This window comes from Streptomyces sp. NPDC036822, from assembly GCF_055609145.1.
On sequence record NZ_JBVJPY010000001.1, the window covers coordinates 313262 to 338091 of the forward strand.

20 protein-coding genes are annotated in these 24830 nt (G+C 73.2%); 9 read left to right on the forward strand and 11 right to left on the reverse strand.

The window, feature by feature from the left end; all coding sequences use genetic code 11:
• Window positions 1-26: 26 nt before the first annotated feature.
• The 7 genes from murD to rsmH form a co-directional block, all read right to left on the reverse strand.
• Window positions 27-1475 carry a UDP-N-acetylmuramoyl-L-alanine--D-glutamate ligase gene (gene murD / locus ACZ68P_RS01475; protein WP_471000877.1) on the reverse strand — a complete coding sequence of 483 codons (1449 nt, stop codon included), beginning with the start codon at window positions 1473-1475 and terminating at the stop codon, window positions 27-29.
• Window positions 1457-2527: a phospho-N-acetylmuramoyl-pentapeptide-transferase gene (gene mraY / locus ACZ68P_RS01480; RefSeq protein WP_471000880.1), complete on the reverse strand. Its 1071-nt coding sequence runs from the start codon at window positions 2525-2527 to the stop codon at window positions 1457-1459. Before mraY ends, murD begins: the two co-directional genes overlap by 19 nt.
• Entirely contained in the window at window positions 2524-3948 is a 1425-nt protein-coding gene (locus ACZ68P_RS01485; protein WP_471000883.1) for a UDP-N-acetylmuramoyl-tripeptide--D-alanyl-D-alanine ligase, read from the reverse strand. Before ACZ68P_RS01485 ends, mraY begins: the two co-directional genes overlap by 4 nt.
• Window positions 3949-3951: 3 nt before the next feature.
• Entirely contained in the window at window positions 3952-5601 is a 1650-nt protein-coding gene (locus tag ACZ68P_RS01490) for a UDP-N-acetylmuramoyl-L-alanyl-D-glutamate--2,6-diaminopimelate ligase (RefSeq protein WP_471000886.1), read from the reverse strand.
• Window positions 5602-5617: 16 nt separating this feature from the next.
• On the reverse strand, window positions 5618-7582 hold the full coding sequence (locus ACZ68P_RS01495) for a peptidoglycan D,D-transpeptidase FtsI family protein (protein ID WP_471000889.1): 1965 nt from the start codon (window positions 7580-7582) through the stop codon (window positions 5618-5620).
• Window positions 7583-7587: 5 nt separating this feature from the next.
• Window positions 7588-8205 (reverse strand): cell division protein FtsL, encoded by a 618-nt coding sequence (ftsL, locus tag ACZ68P_RS01500; protein WP_471002376.1) that lies wholly within the window; start codon window positions 8203-8205, stop codon window positions 7588-7590.
• 85 nt (window positions 8206-8290) lie between these two features.
• A complete protein-coding gene (rsmH, locus tag ACZ68P_RS01505; RefSeq protein WP_365718903.1) occupies window positions 8291-9247 on the reverse strand; it encodes a 16S rRNA (cytosine(1402)-N(4))-methyltransferase RsmH in 957 nt (318 codons plus the stop codon).
• 255 nt (window positions 9248-9502) lie between these two features.
• Here rsmH and ACZ68P_RS01510 point away from each other — a divergent pair, with 255 nt between their 5' ends.
• From ACZ68P_RS01510 to ACZ68P_RS01525, 4 genes are all read left to right on the forward strand, one after another.
• On the forward strand, window positions 9503-10105 hold the full coding sequence (locus tag ACZ68P_RS01510) for a beta-class carbonic anhydrase (protein WP_471000898.1): 603 nt from the start codon (window positions 9503-9505) through the stop codon (window positions 10103-10105).
• 167 nt (window positions 10106-10272) lie between these two features.
• On the forward strand, window positions 10273-11313 hold the full coding sequence (locus ACZ68P_RS01515) for an AAA family ATPase (RefSeq protein WP_471000901.1): 1041 nt from the start codon (window positions 10273-10275) through the stop codon (window positions 11311-11313).
• Complete coding sequence (locus ACZ68P_RS01520; RefSeq protein WP_471000904.1) at window positions 11313-12686, forward strand: DUF58 domain-containing protein; 1374 nt, start codon at window positions 11313-11315, stop codon at window positions 12684-12686. Before ACZ68P_RS01515 ends, ACZ68P_RS01520 begins: the two co-directional genes overlap by 1 nt.
• Complete coding sequence (locus ACZ68P_RS01525) at window positions 12683-15103, forward strand: transglutaminase TgpA family protein (RefSeq protein WP_471000907.1); 2421 nt, start codon at window positions 12683-12685, stop codon at window positions 15101-15103. The genes ACZ68P_RS01520 and ACZ68P_RS01525 overlap by 4 nt, the downstream gene beginning before the upstream one ends.
• A gap of 245 nt (window positions 15104-15348) precedes the next feature.
• Here the strand turns inward: ACZ68P_RS01525 and ACZ68P_RS01530 are convergent, their stop codons facing one another.
• From ACZ68P_RS01530 to ACZ68P_RS01540, 3 genes are all read right to left on the reverse strand, one after another.
• Entirely contained in the window at window positions 15349-15750 is a 402-nt protein-coding gene (locus ACZ68P_RS01530) for a DUF3040 domain-containing protein (protein ID WP_365718911.1), read from the reverse strand.
• A 304-nt stretch (window positions 15751-16054) separates the two neighbouring features.
• Window positions 16055-16843, reverse strand: a complete 789-nt coding sequence (locus tag ACZ68P_RS01535; protein ID WP_471000910.1) for a class I SAM-dependent methyltransferase — start codon at window positions 16841-16843, stop codon at window positions 16055-16057.
• Window positions 16844-16910: 67 nt separating this feature from the next.
• On the reverse strand, window positions 16911-17471 hold the full coding sequence (locus tag ACZ68P_RS01540; protein ID WP_471000912.1) for an SAV_6107 family HEPN domain-containing protein: 561 nt from the start codon (window positions 17469-17471) through the stop codon (window positions 16911-16913).
• 159 nt (window positions 17472-17630) lie between these two features.
• On the opposite strand from ACZ68P_RS01540, the gene ACZ68P_RS01545 reads away from it, so the two are divergent.
• From ACZ68P_RS01545 to ACZ68P_RS01565, 5 genes are all read left to right on the forward strand, one after another.
• Window positions 17631-18710 carry an ATP-binding cassette domain-containing protein gene (locus tag ACZ68P_RS01545; protein ID WP_471000915.1) on the forward strand — a complete coding sequence of 360 codons (1080 nt, stop codon included), beginning with the start codon at window positions 17631-17633 and terminating at the stop codon, window positions 18708-18710.
• Window positions 18682-20769: a YhgE/Pip family protein gene (locus tag ACZ68P_RS01550; RefSeq protein WP_471000918.1), complete on the forward strand. Its 2088-nt coding sequence runs from the start codon at window positions 18682-18684 to the stop codon at window positions 20767-20769. The genes ACZ68P_RS01545 and ACZ68P_RS01550 overlap by 29 nt, the downstream gene beginning before the upstream one ends.
• 82 nt (window positions 20770-20851) lie before the next feature.
• Window positions 20852-21460 carry a TetR/AcrR family transcriptional regulator gene (locus ACZ68P_RS01555; protein ID WP_471000921.1) on the forward strand — a complete coding sequence of 203 codons (609 nt, stop codon included), beginning with the start codon at window positions 20852-20854 and terminating at the stop codon, window positions 21458-21460.
• Between the two features lie 368 nt (window positions 21461-21828).
• The gene (locus ACZ68P_RS01560) at window positions 21829-22458 is read left to right on the forward strand and encodes a DUF4126 domain-containing protein (RefSeq protein WP_471000923.1); all 630 of its coding nucleotides are present in this window, start codon (window positions 21829-21831) and stop codon (window positions 22456-22458) included.
• A 10-nt stretch (window positions 22459-22468) separates the two neighbouring features.
• Window positions 22469-23911, forward strand: coding sequence for a phytoene desaturase family protein (locus ACZ68P_RS01565; RefSeq protein WP_471000926.1), 1443 nt, complete (start codon window positions 22469-22471; stop codon window positions 23909-23911).
• An 84-nt stretch (window positions 23912-23995) separates the two neighbouring features.
• On the opposite strand, the gene ACZ68P_RS01570 is transcribed toward ACZ68P_RS01565, so the two are convergent.
• Window positions 23996-24802, reverse strand: a complete 807-nt coding sequence (locus tag ACZ68P_RS01570) for a hypothetical protein (RefSeq protein WP_471000929.1) — start codon at window positions 24800-24802, stop codon at window positions 23996-23998.
• Window positions 24803-24830 lie beyond the last annotated feature (28 nt).

The window sequence follows — 24830 nt, forward strand, 5'->3', positions numbered from 1 at the left end:
GTGGCCGGACCTGTTGGCTGGTCAGGTCAGGCGCGCCCGGTGGCGGCGAGGGCGCGGACCGCGTCCGCGAAGGCCTCGCCCCGCTTGTTGTAGTTGGTGAACATGTCCATCGAGGCGCAGGCCGGGGCCAGCAGGACCGTGTCACCCGGGCGGGCGAGCCGGGCCGCTTCCCGGACCGCCGCGGACATCGCCCCAGTGTCGGTCCGGTCGAGGTCCACCACCGGGACCTCCGGGGCGTGTCGCGCCAGGGCTTCGCGGATCAGCGCGCGGTCGGCGCCCATCAGCACGACGCCTCGCAGCCGGGGCGCGGAGGCCCGCACGAGGTCGTCGAAGGTCGCGCCCTTGGCGAGGCCGCCGGCGATCCACACGAGGGGTTCGTAGGCCGCCAGGGAGGCTTGTGCCGCGTGCGTGTTGGTGGCCTTGGAGTCGTCGACGTACGCGACGCCGTCGACGTCCTCGACGTGCTCGATGCGGTGGGCGTCGGGCCGGAAGGCCCGCAGGCCGTCCCGTACGGCCTTCGGTTCGACGCCGAAGGCGCGGGCCAGGGCGGCCGCGGCGAGCGCGTTGGCGATGTTGTGGGGCGCCGGGGGCCGGACGTCGGAGACCTCCGCCAGCTCCTGGGCCTGCTTCTGGCGGTTCTCGACGAAGGCGCGGTCGACCAGGATGCCCTCGACGACGCCGAGCTGCGAGGGGCCCGGGGTGCCGAGGGTGAAGCCGATCGCCCGGCAGCCCTCCTCGACGTCGGCCTCGCGGACCAGGTGCTCGGTGGCGGGGTCGGCGGCGTTGTAGACGCAGGCGACCGTGTTGCCTTCGTAGATCCGGCCCTTGTCGGCGGCGTACGCCTCCATGGAGCCGTGCCAGTCGAGGTGGTCGGGGGCCAGGTTGAGCACCGCGGCCGAGTGGGCGCGCAGCGAGGGCGCCCAGTGGAGCTGGTAGCTGGAGAGCTCGACGGCGAGGACGTCGTAGGTCTCCTCGCCGAGGACGGCGTCGAGCAGCGAGACGCCGATGTTGCCGACGGCCGCGGTGCGCAGCCCCGCCGCCTCCAGGATCGAGGCGAGCATCCGCACGGTGGTGGTCTTGCCGTTGGTGCCCGTGACGGCGAGCCAGGGCGCCGCCTGCGGGCCGCGCAGCCGCCAGGCGAGCTCGACATCGCCCCAGATCTCCACGCCCGCCTCGGCGGCGGCGGTGAAGAGGGGCTTGTCGGGCCGCCAGCCGGGGGCGGTGACGATCAGCTCGGTGCCTTCGGGCAGGGTCGCGCCGTCGCCGAGGCGGACGGTGATCCCCTCGGCCTCCAGTTCGGCGGCCTGCGCCCGGGAGCGCTCGTCGTCGCCGTCGTTGACGACGGTCACGACCGCGCCGAGGCCGTGCAGGACGCGGGCGGCGGGGATGCCGCTCACGCCCAGGCCGGCGACGGTGACGTGCTTGCCCCGCCAGTCGGCGGCCTGCTGATCGGTGCTCACTTCTCTGATGCCCATCCCGCGTAGAAGAGGCCGAGGCCGACGATCACGCACATGCCCTGGATGATCCAGAACCGGACCACGACCAGGACCTCGGACCAGCCCTTGAGTTCGAAGTGGTGCTGGAGCGGCGCCATCCGGAAGACCCGCTTGCCGGTCATCTTGAAGGAGCCGACCTGGATGACCACGGACATGGTGATCAGGACGAAGAGGCCGCCGAGGAGGGCGATCAGCAGCTCGGTGCGGGAGCAGATGGCGAGACCGGCGAGCGCGCCGCCGAGGGCCAGCGAGCCGGTGTCACCCATGAAGATCTTGGCGGGCGAGGTGTTCCACCACAGGAAGCCGAAGCAGGCGCCCATGAGCGCGGAGGCCACGACCGCGAGGTCGAGCGGGTCGCGCACCTCGAAGCAGGCGTTGGGGTTGGTGAGGTCCATCGCGTTGGCGCAGGACTCCTGGAACTGCCACAGACCGATGAAGGTGTAGGCGCCGAAGACCATCACCGAGGCGCCGGTGGCCAGGCCGTCGAGACCGTCCGTCAGGTTCACGCCGTTGGACATGGCCAGGATCATGAAGAGCGCCCAGACCACGAACAGCACCGGTCCGATGGACCAGCCGAAGTCGGTGATGAAGGAGAGCTTCGTGGAGGCCGGGGTGAGGTCGCGCTGGTCGGCGAACTGCAGCGAGAGGACGGCGAAGGCGATGCCGACGATCAGCTGGCCGGCCATCTTCGCCTTGGCCCGCAGGCCCAGCGACCGCTGCTTGACGATCTTGATGTAGTCGTCGAGGAACCCGACGAGACCCATGCCGGCCATGAGGAAGAGCACCAGCACGCCGGAGTACGTCGGGTCCTCGCCGGTGATGACCTTGGCGAGCGCGTACGCGATGAGCGTGGCCAGGATGAAGGAGATACCGCCCATGGTGGGCGTGCCCTTCTTGCCGGCGTGGCCGCGCGGGCCGTCGTCCCGGATGAACTGGCCGTACCCCTTGCGGGCGAGCAGCTTGATGAGCAGCGGGGTGCCGATCAGGGTCAGGAAGAGCCCGATGGCCCCCGCGAAGAGGATCTGCCTCATCGGCCGGCAACCTCGCCCTCGGAGTCGAGCAGTGCCAGGGCGACCTGCTCGAGACCGACCGACCTCGAAGCCTTCACCAGCACGACGTCTCCCGGACGCAGTTCACTGCGCAACAGGTCGACCGCCGCCCGCGCGTCGGACACGTGCACCGACTCCTCACCCCACGAACCCTCGTTATATGCGCCCAGTTGCAGCCAGGACGCTTCCCTGTCCCCGACCGCCACGAGCTTGCTGACGTTGAGCCGGACGGCGAGCCGTCCGACCGCGTCGTGCTCGGCGAGCGATGCGTCACCGAGCTCGGCCATCTTGCCGAGCACCGCCCACGTACGGCCCCCCTGGGCCTGTGCGGCCCGGCCCATGGACGCGAGCGCGCGCAGGGCGGCTCGCATGGACTCGGGGTTCGCGTTGTAGGCGTCGTTGACGATCGTCACGCCGTCCGGACGCTCGGTGACCTCCATGCGCCAGCGCGACAGGGTGCCTGCCTCGGAGAGCGCGGTGGCGATCTCCTCCACGGGCATGCCCAGCTCGTGCGCGACGGCGGCCGCGGCGAGCGCGTTCGACACGTGGTGCTCACCGTACAGGCGCAAGGTCACGTCACTGCACCCGGTGGGTGTGTGAAGACTGAAAGAGGGCTGTCCGTTCTCTGTGAGCCGGACATTCTCGGCACGTACGTCGGCTTCCGGGTCCTCTCCGAAGAGCGTCACGCGTGCCCGGGTCCGCTCGGCCATGGCGCGCACGAGCGGGTCGTCGGCGTTGAGGACGGCCACGCCGCCCTGCTCGGCCGGGGGAAGCGCCTCGACGAGTTCGCCCTTCGCCTGGGCGATCTGCTCGCGGCCGCCGAACTCCCCGATGTGGGCGGTGCCCACGTTCAGGACGAGTCCGATGCGCGGCGGGGTCAGTCCGGTGAGGTAGCGGATGTGACCGATGCCGCGGGCGCCCATCTCGAGGACCAGGTGCCGGGTGCCGTCGTCGGCCCGCAGGGCGGTCAGCGGCAGGCCGATCTCGTTGTTGAGCGAGCCGGGTGTCCAGACGGTGGGGGCGTGGCGTTGCAGGACCTGGGCGATCAGGTCCTTGGTGGAGGTCTTTCCGGCGGACCCGGTGAGCGCGACGACGTCGGTGCCGAGGCGTTCGACGACGGCGCGGGCGAGGGCCCCGAGCGCCGTCTGGACGTCGTCCACGACGATGGCGGGGACGCCGACGGGGCGGGCGGCCAGCACGGCTGCCGCGCCCGCCTCGACGGCACGCTCCGCGTAGTCGTGGCCGTCGACGCGCTCGCCGGGGAAGGCGACGAAGAGACTGCCGGTCTTCACCTCGCGGGAGTCGATGACGACGGGACCGGTGACGAGCACGGCCGGATCCGGTATGTCGGACGACTTCCCGCCGACGATGGTGGCGATCTCGGCGAGGGAGAGGGCGATCACAACTTATCCCTGACTGTTCTTGAGGCTGCGTTCCATCGCTTCACGCAGGACCTGGCGGTCGTCGAAGGGGCGGACCACTCCGGCGATGTCCTGGCCCTGTTCATGGCCCTTGCCCGCCACCAGGACGGTGTCGCCCGGCCGGGCGCGGGCCACGGCCGCGGCGATGGCGGCGGCCCGGTCCGCTTCGACCACCACGTCACCGCGCTCGTGGGCGGGCACTTCGGCGGCGCCCGCGAGCATCGCGGCGAGGATCGCGAGGGGGTCCTCGGAGCGGGGGTTGTCGGAGGTCAGTACGGCGGTGTCGGCGAGGCGCGCCGCGGCGGCGCCCATCGGTCCGCGCTTGGTGGTGTCGCGGTCGCCGCCGCAGCCGAGCACGATGTGGATGCTGCCCTCGGTGACCTTGCGCAGGGAGCGCAGGACCGATTCGACGGCGTCCGTCTTGTGGGCGTAGTCGACGACGGCGAGGTAGGGCTGGCCGGCGTCGACGCGCTCGAGGCGGCCCGGGACGCCGGGGACGGCGGCCACTCCGTCGGCGGCGGTCTGCGGGTCGATCCCGGCCACGGCGAGGGTGACGATCGCGGCGAGGGTGTTGGCGACGTTGAACGGGCCGGGCAGCGGAGCGGTGGCGGAGACGCGCTCACCCTGCGGGCCGAGGACGGTGAACGTGGAGCCGGCCGCGCCGATCTCGACGTTCTCCGCGCGCCAGTCGGCGTCCGGGTCGCCCTCGGCGGAGAAGGTGACGACCGGGACGGACGCCTCCTTGGCGAGCCGTCGGCCGTACGGGTCGTCGTGGTTCACCACGCCCTGTTTGCTGCGTTCGGGGGTGAAGAGCCGCGCCTTGGCCCCGAAGTAGTCCTCCATGTCGGAGTGGAACTCCATGTGCTCCGGGCTGAGGTTGTTGAAGACGGCGACGTCGAAGACGCAGCCGTCGACCCGGCCGAGCACGAGGGCGTGGCTGGAGACCTCCATGGCGACCGAGTCCACCCCGCGCTCGCGCATGACCGCGAACAGGGCCTGCAGGTCGGTGGCTTCCGGGGTCGTACGTTCGGACTTGATGCGCTCGTCGCCGATCCGCATCTCGACCGTGCCGATCAGGCCGGTGCTGCGTCCGGCCTCACGCAGGCCGCCCTCGACGAGGTAGGCCGTGGTGGTCTTGCCCGAGGTGCCGGTGATGCCGATCTGCAGGAGCCCGGCGCCGGGCCGGCCGTAGATCTCGGCGGCGAGTTCGCCCATGCGGCCCCGTGGGTCGTCGACGACCAGGACCGGCAGGCCGGTCGCGGCGGCCCGCTCGGCGCCCGAGGGATCGGTGAGGATCGCGACGGCCCCGAGTCCGGCGGCCTGGGCGGCGAAGTCCGCGCCGTGCAGCCGGGCGCCGGGGAGGGCCGCGTACACGTCCCCGGGGCGTACCGCCCGCGAGTCATGGGTGATCCCCGAGACGTCTGCGGAGCCGGGGGTCTCGACTCCGAGCCGGGCGGCCAAGTCGCCCAGGGGTGTCGGGCGGGCCTGCTCCGGACGGGGCGGGGCGGTTCGGTACTGATCAGCGTGTGGCACGGCGGTGAGCGTACCGGGCGTACCCGGTGCGGGGCGAAATCGCGCCTCGGGGTCGTCGGCGTTCGATTTCCGGTTCCCGGAATCGGGGGTGATCGTTGTCACTGGTGCTCCCGAGGTGTCACTCGCTGGGCTTGAAGGTCACCGGCATCCGGGCCGGCTGGCTGCCCGTCGGCGCGACGTGGAGTGTCTTGAGGGCGAACTCCATGACCTTCTTGTAGATGGGTCCGCAGATCTGGCCGCCGAAGTAGCTTCCCTTGGTGGGGTTCTGGATGGCGCAGTAGACGGTGATCTGCGGGTCGTCGGCGGGTGCGAAGCCCGCGAAGGAGGCGGTGTAGCCCTTGTAGCGGCCGAGTTCGGGGTCGACGCGGTTGGCGGTTCCGGTCTTGCCCGCGACCCGGTAGCCGGGGATGCGCGCCTTGGTGCCGGTGCCCTCCTCGTCCCCGACCACGGATTCCAGCATCCGTGCGACGGTGCCGGCGGTCTTCTCGCTGATCACCCGGGTCTGCCGGGGTGCGGGAGCCGGGGTGAAGCGGCCGTCGGGCCCCTTGATGCCGCGGACCAGGGTCGGCTCGATCCGTACGCCCTTGTTGGCGATGGTCGAGAAGACCGAGGCGGCCTGCATGGCGTTGACCGACAGGCCCTGGCCGAAGGGGATCGTGTACTGCTGCGAGGTCGACCAGTCCTGGGGCTTGGCGAGGATGCCCGAGGTCTCCCCGGGATAGCCGAGCCCGGTGGGGCTGCCGATGCCGAACTTGCGCAGGTAGGAGTGGAGGACGCGGTTGGCCTCCGGCTGGGTCGCGCCGAGCTGGCCGGTGGCCAGGATCGTCCCGATGTTGCTGGATTTGGCGAGGACGCCGTTGAGGGTGAGGTGCCAGGTCGGGTGGTCGATGTCGTCCTTGAAGAGGCGGTCGCCACGGTGCAGCCGGTTGGGGACGACGACGTGGGTGTCGGGGGTGGCCACGCCCTCCTCCAGGACGGCGGCCATGGACATGACCTTGCTGGTGGAGCCGGGCTCGTAGGCGTCCTGGAGGGCGGCGTTGCCCATGGCGGCGGAGTTGGCCGCGGACAGGTCGTTGGGGTCGAAGCCGGGGGCGTTGGCCATGGCGAGGACCTCGCCGGTCCTGGTGTTCTGCACGATGACGTAGCCGCGGTCGGCCTTGGACTTCCGCACCTGGTCGGTGATGGCCTGCTGGGCGGCCCACTGGATGTCCCGGTCGATGGTCAGCTCGATGTCCGAGCCGGGGACGGCGGGGGTGCCCTGGGAGCCGGCGGTGGGCACCCGGCGCCCGCCGGACTGGGCGAACCTGATCTTTCCGTCCGTGCCGGCCAGCTCCTGGTCGAGCATGGACTCCAGGCCGCCGGCGCCGCGGCCCTCGGCGTTGACGTAACCCAGTATCCCGGCGGCGAGTTCGCCGTTGGGGTAGACCCGCTTGGTGCTCGGTTCGCTGAGGATGCCGCCGAGCACGCTGACGCCGTTGCCGCCCTCGGCCGGCGAGGCCTTCCGCTCGTACACCTTCTTGAGGTCCTTGATCTGCTTCCAGACCTGCGGTGTCTGCTTGCGGGCGAGCAGGGTGTAGCGGGACTTGGGGGTGCGGAGCTTCTTGACCAGCTCGGCGGGGTCCTTGCCGAGGAGCGGTGCCAGGAGCGCGGCGGCCTGCTCGGGGGCGTCGCGGACCTTGGAGTCCTCGGGGGTGAAGAGCTTGGGGTCGGCGGTGATGTCGTACGCGTCGACGCTGGCGGCCAGGGCGATCCCGGCCCGGTCGGTGATCTCGCCCCGGTCCGCGGAGAGGGTGAACTCCTGGTAGCGGTGCTTCTGCGCCTTGGCGGCGTACGCGCTGGCGTCGACGGCCTGGACCTGGAGCAGCCGGACGACGAACACCAGCATGACGAGGGTCAGTCCGAGGGAGACGAGCCGCAGCCGTGGCTTGGGGCTGCCGAGCCGGATGGTGCGGGCCTTGGGGCGCGCCGGGGGCCGCGGGGTGCGGCGCGGGGCGGGTCCGGCCGGCCGGCCCGCGGCGGGGCGGGGGCGCGTGGGCCGGGCGGGGCCGGGGACCGGACGGCGCGGGGGCTCCTTGGGGGGCACTTCGGTCACCTGCCGGAGGTCGTCGGGGCGGGCGCGGGCGTGGTCGTCCTCGGCGTGTCGGACGTGCGGGGGGCGAACGGCGTGTCGGGCGACGCGGTCGCCGTGTTCGAGGCGTCCGGCGTGTCGGGCCGGAGGGCCGCCCCCGCCGGGTCCTGGGTGGCGCCTGTGTCCAGGGTGGCGGCCGGGTCCTGAGGGGCCGCCGGGTTCGGCGTGTCGGCCGCGTTCGTCCCGGCGGTGGCCGGCGGGGAGGCCGGTGCGCCCGCCGGGGGCGTCGGGGTGGCCTGGCCGTCCGTGGGCACCGGCGGGGGCGCGGACGCCTTGGACGGCTTGCCGCGGACCTTGCCGTCCGGGTCGAGGAAGGCGGGACTGCCGCCGGGGACCATGCCAAGCTCCCGGGCCCGCCGCTCCAGCGCGTCGGGCGCGGAGTAGTCGTCGACGTCCCGCTGGAGGGCCTGCTCCTCGTCGGTCAGCTCGGTGGTCTTCTTCTTCAGCTCGCTGAGCTTGAAGGAGCCCTGGTTGAGGGAGGAGTTCAGGAGCAGCAGCGTGATGAGGCCACCGCCGAGCAGAACCACGACGAGCAGGACGAAGGGGGTACGGGCGGCGGTGCTGGGCCCCGACGGCATGAACCGCCCGAGCCTCGCGGCGCGCCCTTTGAGCGGCCCCTTCGTCGTCACGGCTGCTCGCTTTCCCTCGCCCGGCGTGCCTCGGTCACCGCTCGTCCTCCCGGATGCGCTCCGCCCCCCGGAGCCGGGCCGGGGCCGCGCGGCGGTTCTCGGCGATCTCCTCCTCCGTGGGGAGTTCGGCGCCGCGGGTGAGGAGCTTCAGGCGGGGCTGGTAGCGCTCGGGGACCACCGGCAGGCCGGGCGGGGCCGTGGTCGCCGCGCCCGCCGCGAAGACCTGCTTGACCAGCCGGTCCTCCAGCGAGTGGTACGACAGGACCGCGATCCGGCCGCCGACCGCGAGGGCCTTCACGGCCGCCGGGATCGCCGCCTCCAGGACCGTCAGTTCGCCGTTGACCTCGATGCGCAGGGCCTGGAAGGTGCGCTTGGCGGGGTTGCCGCCGGTGCGCTTGGCCGCCTGCGGGAGGGAGTCGCGGATCAGCTCGACGAGACGGGCGCTGGTGGTGAACGGCTCCTTCTCGCGCTCGCGCACGACGGCGGAGACGATGCGCTTGGCCTGCTTCTCCTCGCCGTACGCCCGCAGGATGCGGACCAGCTCGCCGGGCGGGTAGGTGTTGAGGACCTCGGCCGCGCTGACCCCGGTCGTCTGGTCCATGCGCATGTCGAGCGGCGCGTCCTGCGCGTAGGCGAAGCCGCGGTCGGCCTCGTCGAGCTGCATGGAGGAGACGCCCAGGTCGAAGAGGATGCCGTCGGCCTTCGGGATGCCGAGCCGGTCGAGGACCTCGGGCAGTTCGTCGTAGACGGCGTGGACCAGCGTAGCGCGCTCCCCGTACGGGGCCAGGCGCTCGCCGGAGAGCCGCAGCGCCTCCTTGTCCCGGTCGAGGGCGACGAGCCGCGCCTCGGGGAACCGCCGCAGGAGCGCCTCGCTGTGGCCGCCCAGCCCGAGGGTGCAGTCGACGACCACCGCACCGGGGCGCTCGAGGGCGGGGGCCAACATGTCCAGGCACCGCTGGAGCATCACCGGGACGTGTCGGTCGTTGCTCAATGCGCCCTCTCAGATCCGGCGCGGCCGGGACGTGTCACCGGCTCACCGGGCCCTACCGCCGCACACGCGGGGGAGAAACTGCTGAAATCGCTCAATGTCTCCGTGAACTTCGCGCCACTTTAGTCCACGGGCCCCGACGGTCAATCAACCGGCTGGCGCGTCGCGCGGGCGACCGCGGAGACCGGGGGGTTCCGCGGAGTTCACCCCGATGGGCCTGGTCTCTCCTGCCTGTGGGTTACCTCACAACAAGGATCATTGACGTTCTTTGTCCCCTCTCACAGCGGGCCGGGGCGCCCTGTGACCATTACCGTCGATGTCATGTCGACCTCTGCGCACACCTCTGCCGACGCCATAGGTACCGGCGGCACGGTCACGGACCGTCTCGTCGAGGCCAACGCACGCTACGCCTCCGGCTTCACCGACCCCGGAATGGACGCCAGGCCCGTCCTGAACGTCGCCGTCGTCGCCTGTATGGACGCACGGCTCGATCTGCACGCCGCGCTGGGCCTGGAGCTCGGCGACTGCCACACCATCCGCAACGCCGGTGGTGTGGTCACCGACGACGTGATCCGCTCCCTCACGATCAGCCAGCGCGCGCTGGGCACGCGCAGCGTGGTGCTGATCCACCACACGGGCTGCGGTCTGGAGTCGCTGACCGAGGAGTTCCGCCACGACCTGGAGATGGAGGTCGGCCAGCGGCCGGCCTGGGCCGTCGAGGCGTTCCGCGACGTCGAGCAGGACGTCCGGCAGTCGATGCAGCGGGTGCGCACGTCGCCGTTCCTGCTGCACACCGACGACGTCCGGGGCTTCGTCTTCGACGTGACCACCGGCCTTCTCCGCGAGATCGACCCCGCGTAATCCGGCATACCCCGGCATAACGCTCGCACTTGTCCACAGGCAAGTGACACCGGGCGCCACGGGCAACAAGAATGCTCGGGTGACACCTTTCGGAAACCCTCCGGGACGGGTGTACGTGTTTCGGAGCGGGCCGCTCGTCGGCCCGCGAGTGGGCCGAGGAGGGCCGGGTGACGACCTATGACGATCGAGCGAGCCTCGCGGATCTGACCACGACGGCGGAGCGTGTCCGCCGGTCGGTGGAGGGTGTGATCGAGGGCAAGCCCGAGGTCGTACGGCTTTCGCTGACCGTGCTGCTCGCCGAGGGACATCTTCTGATCGAGGATGTCCCCGGCGTCGGCAAGACGATGCTGGCCAAGACGCTGGCGCGGTCCATCGACTGCTCGGTGCGCCGCATCCAGTTCACGCCCGACCTGCTGCCGTCGGACATCACCGGCGTGTCGATCTTCGACCAGCAGCGGCGTGACTTCGAGTTCAAGCCGGGCGCGATCTTCGCCCAGGTCGTGATCGGCGACGAGATCAACCGGGCGTCGCCGAAGACCCAGTCCGCCCTCCTGGAGTCCATGGAGGAGCGGCAGGTCACGGTGGACGGGCAGACCTACGAGCTGCCGAGTCCCTTCATGGTGGTCGCCACCCAGAACCCGGTGGAGATGGAGGGCACCTATCCCCTCCCCGAGGCCCAGCGCGACCGCTTCATGGCCCGCGTCTCGATCGGCTATCCCAGCCCCGAGGCCGAGCTCCAGATGCTCGACGTGCACGGATCGGTCTCGCCGCTCGACGACCTCCAGCCCGTCGCGCACGCCCACGACATCCTGAAGCTGATCGACGCGGTGCGCGGGGTGCACGTGGCCGACGCCGTCCGCCGGTACGCCGTGGACATCGTCGCCGCGACCCGCACCCACGCCGATCTCCGACTCGGCGCCTCCCCCCGCGCCACGCTCCATCTGCTGCGCGCCGCCAAGGCGTCCGCCGCGCTGAGCGGCCGGGAGTACGTCCTGCCCGACGACCTCCAGGCGCTGGCGGTGCCGGTGCTCGCCCACCGGCTGCTGCCGACCACGCAGGCGCAGATGAACCGCCGCACGTCCGAGCAGGTCGTCCTGGACATCCTGCAGCGCACACCCGTCCCGGCCACCGCGCCGCCCTCCGGTCCGCCCGTCGGTCCGCCGGCCGGCCCGCTCTACGGCCAGCAGCCCGGCATCCGGCAGCTGTGATGACGACCGCTGCCGCGCCGGAGGGGCAGCGGGGTGACGACCGGGACGTCCGGGCCGGTGACGACCGCGGCGGCCCACGGGCCGCGCTGAGCGGTCTCACCACGCGCGGCCGTTCCTTCCTCGCCGCCGGGATCGCCGCCGCCGCCTGCGCGTTCGTTCTCGGACAGGGCGACCTGCTGCGCGTGGGGCTGCTGCTGGCCGTCCTGCCGCTGGTCTGCGCCGCCGTGCTCTACCGCACCCGCTACCAGGTCGCGGGCAGCCGCCGCCTCTCCCCGCACCGGGTACCGGTCGGCTCCGAGGCCCGGGTCCATCTGCGGATGGAGAACGTCTCCCGGCTGCCCACCGGGCTGCTCATGCTCCAGGACCACGTCCCGTACATGCTCGGGCCGCGGCCCCGTTTCGTCCTGGACCGGGTCGAGGCGGGCGGCCGGCGGGAGGTGTCGTACCGGGTCCGCTCGGACCTGCGCGGCCGCTTCCCGCTGGGGCCCCTCCAACTGCGCCTGACCGACCCGTTCGGCATGTGCGAGCTGACCCGCTCGTTCAGCGCCTACGACACGCTGACGGTCGTGCCCCGCACCGAACCGCTGCCGCCGGTGAAGCTGGCCGGCGAGGCGGCGGGGTACGGCGACGGGCGGCAGCGCTCGCTGGCACTGGCCGGGGACGACGACATCATCCCGCGCGCCTACCGCCACGGCGACGACCTGCGCCGGGTGCACTGGCGCTCCACCGCCCGCTACGGCGAGTTGATGGTCCGCCGGGAGGAGCAGCCGCAGCGGCCCCGCTGCACGGTGCTGCTCGACACCCGCCGGATCGCCTTCCAGGGGGCGGGCCCCGACTCCGCCTTCGAGTGGGCGGTCTCGGGCGCGGCCTCCGCCCTGGTGCACATGCTGGAGCGGGGCTTCGCGGTACGGCTCCTGACGGACACCGGCAGCGCGGTCCCCGGCGAGGGCGCCGAGGGCTTCGCGGGCTCCTCACAGGACGCGGCCGAGGCCGCGGGTCTGATGATGGACACCCTCGCCGTCGTCGACCACTCCGACGGAGCCGGCTTCTCGCGCGCGTACGACGTGCTGCGCGGCGGCAACGAAGGCCTCCTGGTCGCGTTCGTCGGCGACATCGACGAGGAGCAGGCGGCGCTGGCCGCCCGCATGCGGCAGCGCAGCGGCGCGGCGGTCGCCTTCGTCCTCGACAGCGGCACCTGGCTGACCGGCGGCGCGGTGAGCGGCGCGGTCGAGGAGCGGCTGCGGCAGCTGCGGGAGGCCGGCTGGACGGCGCTGACCGTGCCCCCGGGGGCCCGGCTCGCCGAGCTGTGGCAGCAGGCCGGCGGCATGTGGGTGGACGGCCCCGCGGGCGACTTCTTGGGAGGACGGTCATGAGCGGTCGCGCGCGGCTGACGCTCGGCGCCTACGCCGCCACGCTGATGGCGGCGGGCGCGCTGCTTCCGCTGGTGCAGCCGGCGACGTGGATCTTCACGGCGGCGATCCTGCTGGCGGTGCAGAGCGGGGTCGGGGTGATCACCCGGCGGGTTCCGCTGGCCAGGCCGCTGACGATCGCGGCCCAGGCGGTGGTGACGCTGCTGGCGCTCACCCTGGTCTTCGCGCACGGGCACGCGCTGCTCGGGTTCCTGCCCGGGCCCGCGGCCTTCTCGCACTTCGCGACGCTCTTCGAGGCGGGGGCCGCCGACGTCGGCCGGTACGCGATCCCGGCTCCGGACACCGAGGGCATCCGGCTGATGGTCGTCGGCGGCGTGCTGGTGGTCGGCCTGCTCGTGGACACCCTCGCGGTGACCTTCCGCAGCGCCGCGCCGGCCGGCCTGCCGCTGCTCGCCCTCTACTCGGTCGCCGCCGGGCTGTCCGACGGCGGGGCGAGCTGGCTGTGGTTCCTGCTGGCGGCCACCGGCTACCTCCTGCTCCTCCTGGGCGAGGGCCGGGACCGGCTCTCCCAGTGGGGGCGGGTGTTCGGCGGCGCGCCGCGCCCGGCCGGCGGTGGCCCGGCGGCCGGCGACGGCGGGCAGGTGCTCGCCCCGGTGCGGACCGGCCGGCGGATCGGTGTGGTCGCCATGGGCATCGCTCTGGTGGTGCCGGCCGCGCTGCCCGCCCTCAACGGCGGGCTGCTCGGCGGGCCGGGCGAGGGCGCGGGCACGGGCGGCAAGGGCGGCACGATCTCGGCGGTCAATCCGCTCGTCTCCCTCCAGGACAATCTGCGGCAGCCCGAGGACCGCGAGGTGCTGCGCTACCGCACCAACGCCGTCGACACCAGCGGCATGTACCTGCGGCTGGTGGCGCTCGACCAGTTCGACGGCACCTCGTGGAAGTCATCGGTCCGCCCGATCGACGACGTGCCCGAGCGGCTGCCGAGGCCGGACGGGCTCAGCGACCAGGTGCGGTCGACCGAGATCACGGGCAACTTCGTCGCCTCGCCGTCGTACGAGCAGAAGTGGCTGCCGATGCCCTACCCGGCGGCCAAGGTCGAGATCGACGGCCGCTGGAGGTACGAGCCGGCCGGCCGGATGCTCGTCGGTGACGACAAGCAGACCACCCGTGGCGCCCGGTACACCGTGACGAGCCTGGACGTGCGGCCGACGCCGGGTCAGCTGGCCGGGGCGGCCCCGCCGCCGGACAGGCTCCGGTCGGAGTACACCCGGGTGCCCGCCTCCCTGCCCGCCGACGTGAAGGCGACGGCCCTGCGGGTCACCGACGGCGCGCGCAACGACTACGAGCGGGCGGTGAAGCTCCAGGACTGGTTCGCCCGCGACGGCGGTTTCCGCTACGACGTGGACGTCGAGTCGGGGACAGGAGTGCGGGCGATCTCCCGCTTCCTGCAGCAGAAGGAAGGGTTCTGCGTCCACTTCTCCTTCTCGATGGCGGCGATGGCCCGTTCGCTGGGCATCCCGGCGCGGGTGGCGGTCGGCTTCATGCCCGGCACCCCGCGGGCCGACGGTTCGGTCTCGGTGGGCATACGGGACGCCCACGCCTGGCCTGAGCTGTACTTCGAGGGGGCGGGGTGGACCCGGTTCGAGCCGACGCCGTCGCGCGGTTCCACCCCGGACTACACGCGTTCGCAGACGCCCACGGACACGCCGTCGGGTCCGGCGCAGCCGGAGACCAGCGCCTCGGCGCTCCCCTCCGCGGTGCCGAGCGCCTCGGACAGCTGCCCGCCGCAGCTGCGCCGTCAGGGCGAGTGCGGTCCCGACGCGGCGGCGGGCGGTGACACGTCCGGCGGCGGCGGGGTGGATCCGCTGAAGGTGTTCCTGCTGAGCCTGGGCGTGGCGGCGGTCGTGCTGCTGTTCCTGTCCCCGCTGCTGTGGCGCACGCGGGTACGGACCCGGCGGCTCGGCCTGCCGGGCCGCGCCGCCGAGGACACGGCGGCGCGGACCCTGGCGGCCTGGCGGGAGATCAACGACACGGCCTGGGATCACGGCGTGGCGCCGGACGAGTCGCAGACCCCCCGGAAGACGGCGGCGCGGATCGTCCGTCTGGGCGCCCTGGAGGGCGAGTCGGCGAACGCGGTGCACCGGGTGGCTCGCGCGGTGGAGGAGGTCCTCTACGCCCCGAGCCCGCGACCGGCCGTGGGGCTGACGGAGGAGGTGGGCCTGGTCAGGTCCGGCTTCCACGCGGCTTCCGGCCGCCGCGCCCGGCTGCGGGCACTGCTCGTGCCGCGCTCGGCCGTCCGGGTGCTGTGGGGCGCCTCGGCCCGCTGGTCGGCCCTCATGGACCGCTGGTCGTCCTGGCGTCAGGGCGTGGCGGCCCGCGCGGCGACGACGTTCCGCAAGGCGTCCCGCCAGCGCGGCTGAGCCCGGCTCCGTGTCCCGCCGGCGCGGCTGAGCCCGGCCCTCGCGCCTTCCGGCCCCGCTCCCGAGCCGTCGGGGGCGGGGTCGTGGCCGTCCGTGGCGAGGCGACCCGGCGGGCGGGGTTCCGACAGCGAGCGGTTCACAGGCCCCCGCACACGACGAGCCCCGCGGGGTCGGGCACCTTGGCGGTGCCGGCCCGCGGGGCTCGGGGTCGTCTGGGGCCCGTACGGCCCTCGCTCACGGGGCCGTCAGTGGCCGCCGCCCTGCTGCTCGTCCCGGCGGCGCTGCCACCGTTCCTCGATGCGGTGCATCATCGAGCGACGCTGTCGGGCCTGACGGCCGCCGGCCGCTCCACCCGCCGCCTGCTGCTCGCCCGGCTTGGGCGCCTTGCGCCAACCGGTGACGGCCAGAACCGCGCAGCCCAGCATGACGAGGAATCCCACCACGCTGATCCAGATCTGCTGTGCGACCATTCCGGCCATGAGGAGCGCGATACCCACCAGAAAGCCGACGACTGCCTGGTAGACCCGTCGCCGGGTGTACGTACGCAGTCCGCTTCCCTCGAGCGCTGTCGCGAACTTGGGATCTTCGGCGTACAGCGCTCGCTCCATCTGCTCGAGCATTCGCTGCTCGTGCTCCGAGAGCGGCACGGAGTCCTCCTAGTCGTCGGTCGCGGGGGCGACCGGTATGCGGCCCTTTCAGGATAGGCAGGGAATCGCCCCCGTGAAACCCGCCCTCAACGCCAAATCGCCATTCCGGGCCGCCATGCGGTTCGGTTGCTGAGGCGTTGATTCCCCAGCGCCCTACCTGTCATGCCGGATGGTGTGCCTCGATCATACGGGGCGAAGCCCCGGACCGGAGGGTCTGTGGCGTACTCCATGTGCGGCTGCGTCGCTGATCAGCCGGTTGCGCGCCCTTCCGGGCCCGGAGAGGGCGCGCACCGCCGGGCGGGTGTCAGGCGCGCTTGTCGCCCAGGACGTGCAGCTGGGTGGCGATGGCGTGGAAGGACGGCAGCTCCGCGGCGGCCGCCTCCAGCTTGAGCAGGGCCTCCGCGGCGCCCGGTTCGGTGTCGACCAGGACGCCCGGGACCAGGTCGGCGAAGACCCGGACGCCGTGCACGGCGCCGACGTCCAGACCGGCCCCGGTCGCCAGCGCGGTGAGCTGGTCCGCGGTGAAGCGGCGGGGCACCGGGTCGCCGTCGCCCCAGCGCCCTTCGGGGTCGCTCAGGGCGGTGCGGGCCTCGGTGAAGTGGCCGGCGAGGGCCCGCGCGAGGACGGCGCCGCCGACGCCCGCGGCGAGCAGGCTGAGCGCGCCGTCGGGGCGCAGTGCGGCGACCGCGTTCCGTACGCCCTCGGCCGGGTCGTCGACGTACTCCAGGACGCCGTGGCACAGCACCACGTCGTAGTTCTCGGGGGCCACGACGTCGAACAGGCCGCGGATGTCGCCCTGGACGCCTTCGACGAGGTCGGCGACACCGGCCTCGGCGACGCGCCGCTCCAGGGCGAAGAGGGCGTTCGGGCTCGGGTCGACGACGGTGACCCGGTGGCCGAGACGGGCCACCGGGACGGCGAAGTTGCCGGAGCCGCCGCCCGTGTCGAGGACGTCCAGACAGTCCTTCCCGCCGGCCTTGGCCCGGCGGTCGAGGGCGTCCTTGAGGACGTCCCAGACGACGGCGGTACGAAGGGAGGCGCGCGAGGGTCGCGACGACGTCTCTCGACCGAAGACAGGGGAAGGGTCCGACACGGCTGCTGACTCCTCGGTGACGGGTACGAACGCTCCCCACCCTATGGCCTCGCGCGCGAACTCCCGATCACCGCGTGGCCTCGTCCGCCCGGGGCTGGCGGGGCAGTACCGGCCGGAGCGCGAGGAGCCGCTCGACCAGCCGCAGGAACATGGTGGCGTCCCTGACCAGGTCGTCGGCGTCCCGTCGGCTCGCGGCGCCCGCGATGCCCGCCTCGGCCCGCGCCCGCCGCTCGGCGCCGGAGGCGAACAGGGCGCTCCACTCGGTCAGCTCGGGGGCGATCTCCGGGAGCACCTCCCAGGTGCTGCGTATGCGCCGCCGCCCGCGCGGGTCGGCCTCGGGCCTGCCCCGGGCGGCGAGCACGGCCGCGGCCGTACGCAGGGCGGCGAGGTGGGCGGTGGCGTACCGCTCGTTGGGCTCGGCGGACGCGGTCGCCTCGTCGAGCCCGGCGTGGGCCTTGGCGAGCAGGTCGAGGGCGGCGGGCGGGGCGGTGGCGCGGCGCAGGACGGGGTGGATGTCGGTCGGCGGTCCGACCAGGGCGGGGGCGGGGCGGCCTCCCCCACGGCCTTCGGCGTGGGAGGTGCCCCCGGGACGGCGCCGGGGTGCGGCTGCTGCGGAGGAGCTGGCCATGACGAGCCTCCTGTCGTCGTGTGACGGCGCTGTGGCCGTATGTGTCCATCGTGCAGGGCGCCACTGACAATCCGGCTGACCTGGGCTTTTGCCTCAACCTCCGTTCGGCGGTAAGTTTTTGCACTGACCGGTCAGTTCAAAAGAGAAGGGGGTGGATCCGTGGCAGCGCATGCGGAGGAGTCACAGGGCGCCGCCGTCGTCGCGGACGGGTTCGGACTGAAGGGGCCGCGCGGCTGGGCCTTCCGCGAGGTCGGCTTCCGGGCGGAGCCGGGGGCGCTCGTCGCGATCGAGGGCCCGTCCGGTTCGGGCCGCACCTGTCTCCTGCTCGCCCTCACCGGCCGGATGAAACCCCACGAGGGCCACGCCGAGGTCGCCGGGCTCCGGCTGCCCCGCCACATGGGGGCCGTGCGCCGGATCAGCGCGCTCGGCCCGGTCCCCGGCGTCAGCGACCTCGACCCGGCGTTCACCGTCGACGAGCACCTGCGCGAGCGCGCGCTGCTCCAGCGCCGCTTGGACGGTTCCCTCCGGTCCCTGCTGCGCCCGCCCGGGGAGCGGGCCGCCGCCGCGCGGCGCCGGATCGAGGAGGCCCTGGAGGCCGCCGGGCTCGACCCGGCCACCCTTCCGAAGGCCGGCAGGACCTCCGTACGGGATCTGGAGCGCCTGGAGGCCCTGCGCCTCTCCGTCGCCCTGGCCCTGATCGGCAGGCCCCGGCTGCTCGCCCTGGACGACACCGACCTCAAGCTCTCGGACACCGACCGGGCCGCGGCCTGGTCGCTGCTGCGCTCGATCGCCGACGCCGGCACGACCGTCCTCGCCGTGTGCAGCGAGGCCCCCGAGGGCGCCCTGAGGGTCACCACGGCGTCCCGCACGACGGGGACGACGGGCGGCGACGCCCCCGCCGCGGCAGCCCCTGACGCAGCCGCCGAGAGCGACGCCGGGACCGCTGCGGACACCGCCGAGGAGCGGACCGGCGACGCGCCCCGCGACCCCGACGCGACCGCCGCGAAGGACACCGCCGAGGACCGCGGCGGCCAGGAGCCCGGCGGCGAGGACCGCGGCAGCGAGGGCCCCGGCGGCGACGCGCCCCGCGACCCCGACGCGACCGCCGCGAAGGACACCGCCGTCACGAAGAACGCCGCGAAGAAGACCGTCGAGGACACCGCCGACGCGGGCGACGGCGACGCCGACACCATCGAGGAGGGGGCGGCCGATGCGCTCGCCGAAACTGGCCGCGCTTGAGCTGAAGCGCTTCGGCAGGGGCAAGCTGCCGCGGGCCGCGCTCGTCGCGATCCTGCTGCTGCCGCTGCTGTACGGCGCGTTGTACCTCTGGTCCTTCTGGGACCCCTACAGCAGGCTCGACCGGATACCCGTCGCGCTCGTCAACGAGGACCGGGGCGCCACCACCGGCGGCACGAAGGTCCACGCGGGCGACGACATCACCAAGGGGCTGCGCGAGAGCAAGGTCTTCGAGTGGCACGAGGTGAGCGACGCCGAGGCCCGCGAGGGCGTGGAGGACGGCACGTACTACCTCTCGCTGACCATGCCCGCCGACTTCAGCACCCGGATCGCGTCCAGCTCCGGCGACGCCCCGGAGACCGGCGCCTTGAGGGTCCGTACGAACGACGCCAACAACTACATCGTCGGGCAGATCTCCCGGACGGTGTTCTCCGAGGTCCGCACCGCCGCCTCCACCAAGTCCTCGCGCTCCTTCCTGGACCGGATCTTCATCTCCTTCTCCGACATCCACGACGCGACCGAGAAGGCCGCGCAGGGCGCCGGACAGCTCAAGGCAGGCGCGGACAAGGCCAAGAAGGGCTCCAAGAGCCTGGCCGACGGGCTGAAGACCGCCAAGGAGGGAAGCGGCGACCTGGCCTCCGGTCTCAGGAAGCTGGACAAGGGCGCCGCCGACCTGGAGACCGGCTCCCGGCAGGTCGCCGACGGCACCAAGGCCCTCGCCGACAAGGTCAACGGCAAGGCCGCGCAGGTCCGCCCGTACCTGAAGAACAACGGCAAGGCGATCGGTGACACCGCCCGTCTGGTGGCCGACTCCACCGCGGCCGTGCGACACGACCTCGACGACCTGGTCAGGCGCGCCCCGATCGCCCGCAGCGCCGCCCACCTCGCCGACGACACGCTCGAGAAAGTCCACCGCGAGCAGTGCGTGGACAAGCCGCTCCCGGACCCGAAGGCGTGCCCGGCCCTCAAGGAGGCCAAGGTCGCGGCCGACGACGTGGCCAAGATCGCCGACGACCTCCACGAGCTGACCAAGGACAGCACGGGTGACCTGAAGAAGCTCGACGGCCGGCTCGCCACCCTGCAGAAGCAGGCCGAGGACCTCGCCAAGGCCGCGCCGACCCTCGAGGAGGATCTCGACGGCGCCGTCGCGAAGATCAACAAGCTCAACACCGGGGCGCAGAAGGTCGCCAAGGGAGCCGACCAGCTGCACACCGGCCTCACCACCGCCAAGACCGGCTCCAAGAACCTCGACACCGGTGTCGGCAAGCTGAAGAAGGGCGCGGGCGACCTCGACGGCGGCCTGTTCAAGCTGGTCGACGGCTCGGGCGAGCTGGCCGGCGGACTCAAGGACGGGGTCGCCAGGATCCCGGACTACGACAAGCAGGACCGCGACCGCCGTACGGAGGTCATGGCCGACCCCGTCGAGCTCGCCTCCCAGTCGCTGCACAAGGCGCCCAACTACGGCACCGGCTTCGCGCCGTACTTCATCCCGCTCTCCCTCTGGGTCGGCGCGATGGTGGCGTACATGCTGATCCAGCCGCTCAACCGGCGCGCCCTGGCCGCCGGTGCCTCGGCCTGGCGGATCGCGCTGGCCGGGTGGCTCCCGGTCGCGGCGATCGGCCTGCTCCAGGTCGCCGCCCTGATGTCGGTGCTGCACTGGGGCCTCGGCCTGAAGACGACCACGGCGGCCGGCACGGTCGGTTTCCTGGCCCTGGTGACCTGCTGCTTCGCCGCGATCATCCAGTGGCTCAACGCCCGCTTCGGCGCGGCGGGGCGGATCCTCGTCCTCGCCGTGCTGATGCTGCAGCTGACCTCGGCGGGCGGTACGTACCCCGTGCAGACCAGTCCGGGCTTCTTCAACGCCATCCACCCCTTCCTGCCGATGAGCTACGTGGTCGAGGCGCTGCGCCGACTGATCACGGGCGGCGGGACCGGCCCGGTGTGGCAGGCGGTCGTGGTGCTGAGCGCGTTCACGGTGGGCGCCCTGGCGCTGACCGCCCTCTCCGCCCGGAGCAAGCAGGTGTGGACGCTGGACCGGCTCCACCCCGAACTGTCCCTGTGAGGAACGGTCCCGGTGACGGACAGTCCGGCGACGGACCGGTACCGGGACCCCGAGACCTGCCACACCTGTGAGAATCGAGCCCATGGACAGCAGCAGCACCAGACGCCGGGCCACGCGCGCGAAGCTCTACGAGGCCGCCGTCACCCTCATCGCCGAGCAGGGCTTCTCGGCGACGACGGTGGACGAGATCGCCGAGCGCGCGGGCGTCGCCAAGGGCACGGTGTACTACAACTTCAAGAGCAAGACCGAACTCTTCGAGGAGCTGCTGCGGCACGGCGTGGGCCTGCTCACCGCCTCGCTCCGTGACGCGGCGGAGGAGACGGCGAAGCGGGGCGGGAGCCGGGTCGACGCGCTGGACGCGATGATCCGGGCCGGTCTGGTCTTCATCGACCGCTATCCGGCCTTCACCCAGCTGTACGTCGCCGAGCTCTGGCGCACGAACCGGGCCTGGAACGAGACCCTCCTGGTGGTCCGCCAACAGGCGGTCGCCGTGGTGGAGGGCGTGCTCCGCGAAGGCGTCGAGGAGGGGGAGCTGAGCGAGGAGATCGACATCCCGCTGACGGCGGCGGCGCTGGTGGGCATGGTCCTGGTGGCCGCGCTCGACTGGCAGGCGTTCCAGCGGGAACGCTCCATCGACGACGTCCACAGCGCGCTCTCCCGCCTGCTGCACGGGCGGGTGAGCGGACGCTAGATTTCGGGTCCCGGTTCACCTCCGGGCGCTGAGAGCCGGGGGCCGGCCGCCCGCCCACGAGGCGGGGCACGCGCAACGCGAAGACGCCGGTCCGGCGAGGCTCGATCCCCCCGAGCCTCGCCGGACCGGCGCTTTTCCCACGCCCCCGTGCACCCCCGTGCACCCCCGTTGCGGCAGGTGCGCGGCCCCCATCCGCAGCCCCGTGTCCGCGGTTGCGGAGCCGCGCCCCTTCCGTGGTCACCACTCTGCCGTCCTCGCAGGTCACGGCCCATCCGCGCATCTACTCATCCGGACGTCTGAGTACGCGTACTCACCCCTGCGTTCCCGACCTCACGCGCGTGGGGCGGCCGCTGGCTACGATCGCGTCCGTGTCCGTACTCCCCCTGGTCTTCACCAGTGGCTGGGCGAGCGGGATCAACGCGTACGCGGTGGTCCTGCTGCTCGGCCTCTTCGGCGCGACCGGCCTCACCGACGAGGTGCCCGAGTCGCTGCAGCGCACCGACGTCCTGATCGCCGCCGGGGTGCTGTTCCTCTGCGAAGCGGTGGCGGACAAGGTCCCCTACCTCGACTCGGCCTGGGACGCCGTCCACACGGTGATCCGCCCGGTCGCGGGCGCCGTGGTCGGCGCGCTGCTCGCCGGGCAGTCCGGTTCGCTGCCGGAGCTGGCCGCCGGCGCGGTGGGCGGCACCACCGCCCTGCTGAGCCATCTGGTCAAGGCCGGGACGCGGATGGCGATCAACACCTCGCCGGAACCGTTCTCCAACGTCGGGGCGAGCCTCGCCGAGGACCTGGGCGTCGCAGGGATCGTCACCTTCGCCATGTTCAACCCGGAGATCGCGGCCGCCATCGCCGCCGGCCTGCTCGTGCTCGGCCTCGTGGCGCTGGGCTTCCTCGCCCACCGCATCCGCCGCTTCCTGCGCCGCCGGGCCCAGCGCCGGGAGGAGAAGCGGCTGGCGGCCTCCGAGGCTGCCGACAGGGCCCGTCACGCCGGCGGATAGGGTCGCTGACATGGCACGGATTGTGGTGATCGGCGCCGGCATGGGCGCCATGGCGGCGGCCGCCCGGCTGGCCGTGGCGGGCCACCGGGTGACGGTGTACGAACGCACGGAGACCTACGGCGGCGCGGTGCGCCGGTTCGAACGCGACGGGTTCGCCTTCGACACGGGGCCGGGACTGCTCCATCTGCCCGCCGTCTACCGCGATCTGTTCGTCAAGACCGGCAAGGAGCCGCTGGAGGAGTGCGTCGAGCTGACCCAGGTCGACCCGGCGAGCCGTCAGGTCTTCGCCGACGGGACCCGGGTCGATCTGCCCAACGCCTCCCGCGCGGGTACGGTCGCCGCCCTGGACGGGGCGCTCGGCGCCGGCGCGGGGGAACGCTGGGGCGACTTCATGGGCCGGGCCCGCGAGGCCTGGGACCGCACCCGGCGCCCCCTCCTGGAGGAGCCCCAGCCCGCCGACCCCTCGGCGCTGGGCCGCGAGCCCTACCCGGCGCTCAAGACGGGCTTCCTGCGGCGTCCCACGACCACGCTCGCCGGGATCGGCGCGCGGGAGCTGCGCGACCCCCGGCTCGCCGACCTCCTGGACGCGTACGCAACGGCGTACGGCTTCGATCCCTCGACCGCCCCCGCGGCGGCCGCCGTCCTGCCGTACCTGGAGCAGACCTTCGGCACCTGGTACGTGAAGGGCGGCATCCGGGCGCTCGCGGACGCCGTGTACGCGAGGTGCCTGCGGCGGAAGGTGGAGTTCGTCTTCGACGCGGCCGTCTCCGACGTGCTGGAGGAGGACGGCCGTGCCACGGGTGTCCGGCTGGCGTCGGGCGAGGTCGTCGAGGCGGACCACGTGGTCGCGGGCGCGCCCGTGCCGGCGCTCCTGCGTGACCATGTCGTCTCCTGGGACCGCCGGGCCGACCTGGCGCCGCACCACCAGGCCCTCGGTACGGGCCGGGTGACGGTCTGTCTGGCCCTGCGCGGCGCCCGGGAGGCGGACGCCGTGCACCGGACCGTCGTCCACGCGGCCGGCGACCGGCCCACCGTGACGGTCCTGCGGCCCGGCGACCCGGCGCTGCGGCCGGACGACGGGCACGAGGCGGTGACGGTCACCGCGACGGTGCCCCTGCCCCCGGAGGGGGAGCGGGACTGGCGGACGGTCGCCGACCGCGCGGTCGCCCAGGCGGAGTCGGCCGTCCCGGACCTGCGCGGGCGGCTGCTGTGGCGGGAGGTCCGCACGCCGGAGGACACCCTGCGGGAGACGGGCACCGCCGAGGTCCCCGGGCCCGCGCTCGCCGGCGGCGCCGGCGGGTGGCTGCCCGCCCCCAACCGTTCCCCGCTGGCCGGACTTCACCTCGCCGGCGGCTGGTCCCACCCCGGCGGCGGGCTCCCCCACGCCGGGATGTCGGGCGCCCTCGTCGCCGGCCTGATCGTCGAGGGCGCCGGCTTCCGCGGCTCGCAGTAGGCGGAAGCGGGAGCAGGCAGCCCGGAGCACAACCGGCCTCCCCGACGCGCGGCGCACGGCGGGGCGCCGGTCCGACGGGCCGGTTCAGTACCGGTACTGCTGGTCGTTGCCGTAGTCGTGGTTCTCCTGGCCCTGCTGGTACGGGGGCTGTTCGCCGTCCCGCTGCTGCGGGACCCAGACGCCGCCGGGCGGGGTGTCGTAGGTGTACGCGGACACGTAGGGGTCGGCATAGGGCTGCTGGCCGGGCGTGCCGTAGTCGTACGAGGCGTACTGCTGGCCGTCGGTGCCCGGGCCGATGTACGGGTCGGAGTAGGCGGCGTACTGCTGCTGCCCGGAGCCGTAGTCGTACGCGGGCTGGTCGTAGGCGGGCTGCTGCCCGTACTGCTGCGCGTAGGGGTCGTAACCACCGCCGTACGCCTGGCCCGCCTCGGACCGGGGCTCCGCCTGGTCGTACGCGCCGGCGTAGACGCCGTACTGGCCCGTGTCGTCGGGCATCGGCTGGGGCTCGTACACCGCGAAGGCGTCGGCGGCGGACGGCTCGGGCGCCACCGGCTCGTAGGCGACCTCGGTGACCTCCAGCGTCGGACCGGCGGCCTCGGCCGGTGCGGCGGACCGACGGCGGCGGCTCGCGCCGGGGCTGCCGCCGATGGCCCAGCCGGTGGAGAAGCCGCGGCGGAAGGAGAGCGTCACGTAGGTCTGCCCGACGGCGAAGGCGACGGCGCCGGCGATGATCACGGCGACCGACGGCAGCAGGACGCCGAAGACGACGCCGAGGAAGCCGCAGAACGCGAGGACGCGCCAGCGCAGCCGCGCCTTGTACTGCAGGAGCACCTCACCCAGCAGCCACAACGCCACGACACCGAACGCGATGTAGAGGACCGTCCACCCCATGCCCGCCCCTCTCCTACGGCCACCGCCG

Coding starts and splice junctions, on each gene's coding strand:
- ACZ68P_RS01540 (WP_471000912.1), bottom strand. CDS start 17,471: ATGGCCAGCTCCTCCGCAGCAGCCGCACCCCGGCGCCGTCCCGGGGGC.
- ACZ68P_RS01525 (WP_471000907.1), top strand. CDS start 12,683: ATGAGCGGTCGCGCGCGGCTGACGCTCGGCGCCTACGCCGCCACGCTG.
- mraY (WP_471000880.1), bottom strand. CDS start 2,527: ATGAGGCAGATCCTCTTCGCGGGGGCCATCGGGCTCTTCCTGACCCTG.
- ACZ68P_RS01550 (WP_471000918.1), top strand. CDS start 18,682: ATGCGCTCGCCGAAACTGGCCGCGCTTGAGCTGAAGCGCTTCGGCAGG.
- ACZ68P_RS01570 (WP_471000929.1), bottom strand. CDS start 24,802: ATGGGGTGGACGGTCCTCTACATCGCGTTCGGTGTCGTGGCGTTGTGG.
- murD (WP_471000877.1), bottom strand. CDS start 1,475: ATGGGCATCAGAGAAGTGAGCACCGATCAGCAGGCCGCCGACTGGCGG.
- ACZ68P_RS01520 (WP_471000904.1), top strand. CDS start 11,313: ATGACGACCGCTGCCGCGCCGGAGGGGCAGCGGGGTGACGACCGGGAC.
- ACZ68P_RS01555 (WP_471000921.1), top strand. CDS start 20,852: ATGGACAGCAGCAGCACCAGACGCCGGGCCACGCGCGCGAAGCTCTAC.
- ACZ68P_RS01565 (WP_471000926.1), top strand. CDS start 22,469: ATGGCACGGATTGTGGTGATCGGCGCCGGCATGGGCGCCATGGCGGCG.
- ftsL (WP_471002376.1), bottom strand. CDS start 8,205: ATGCCGTCGGGGCCCAGCACCGCCGCCCGTACCCCCTTCGTCCTGCTC.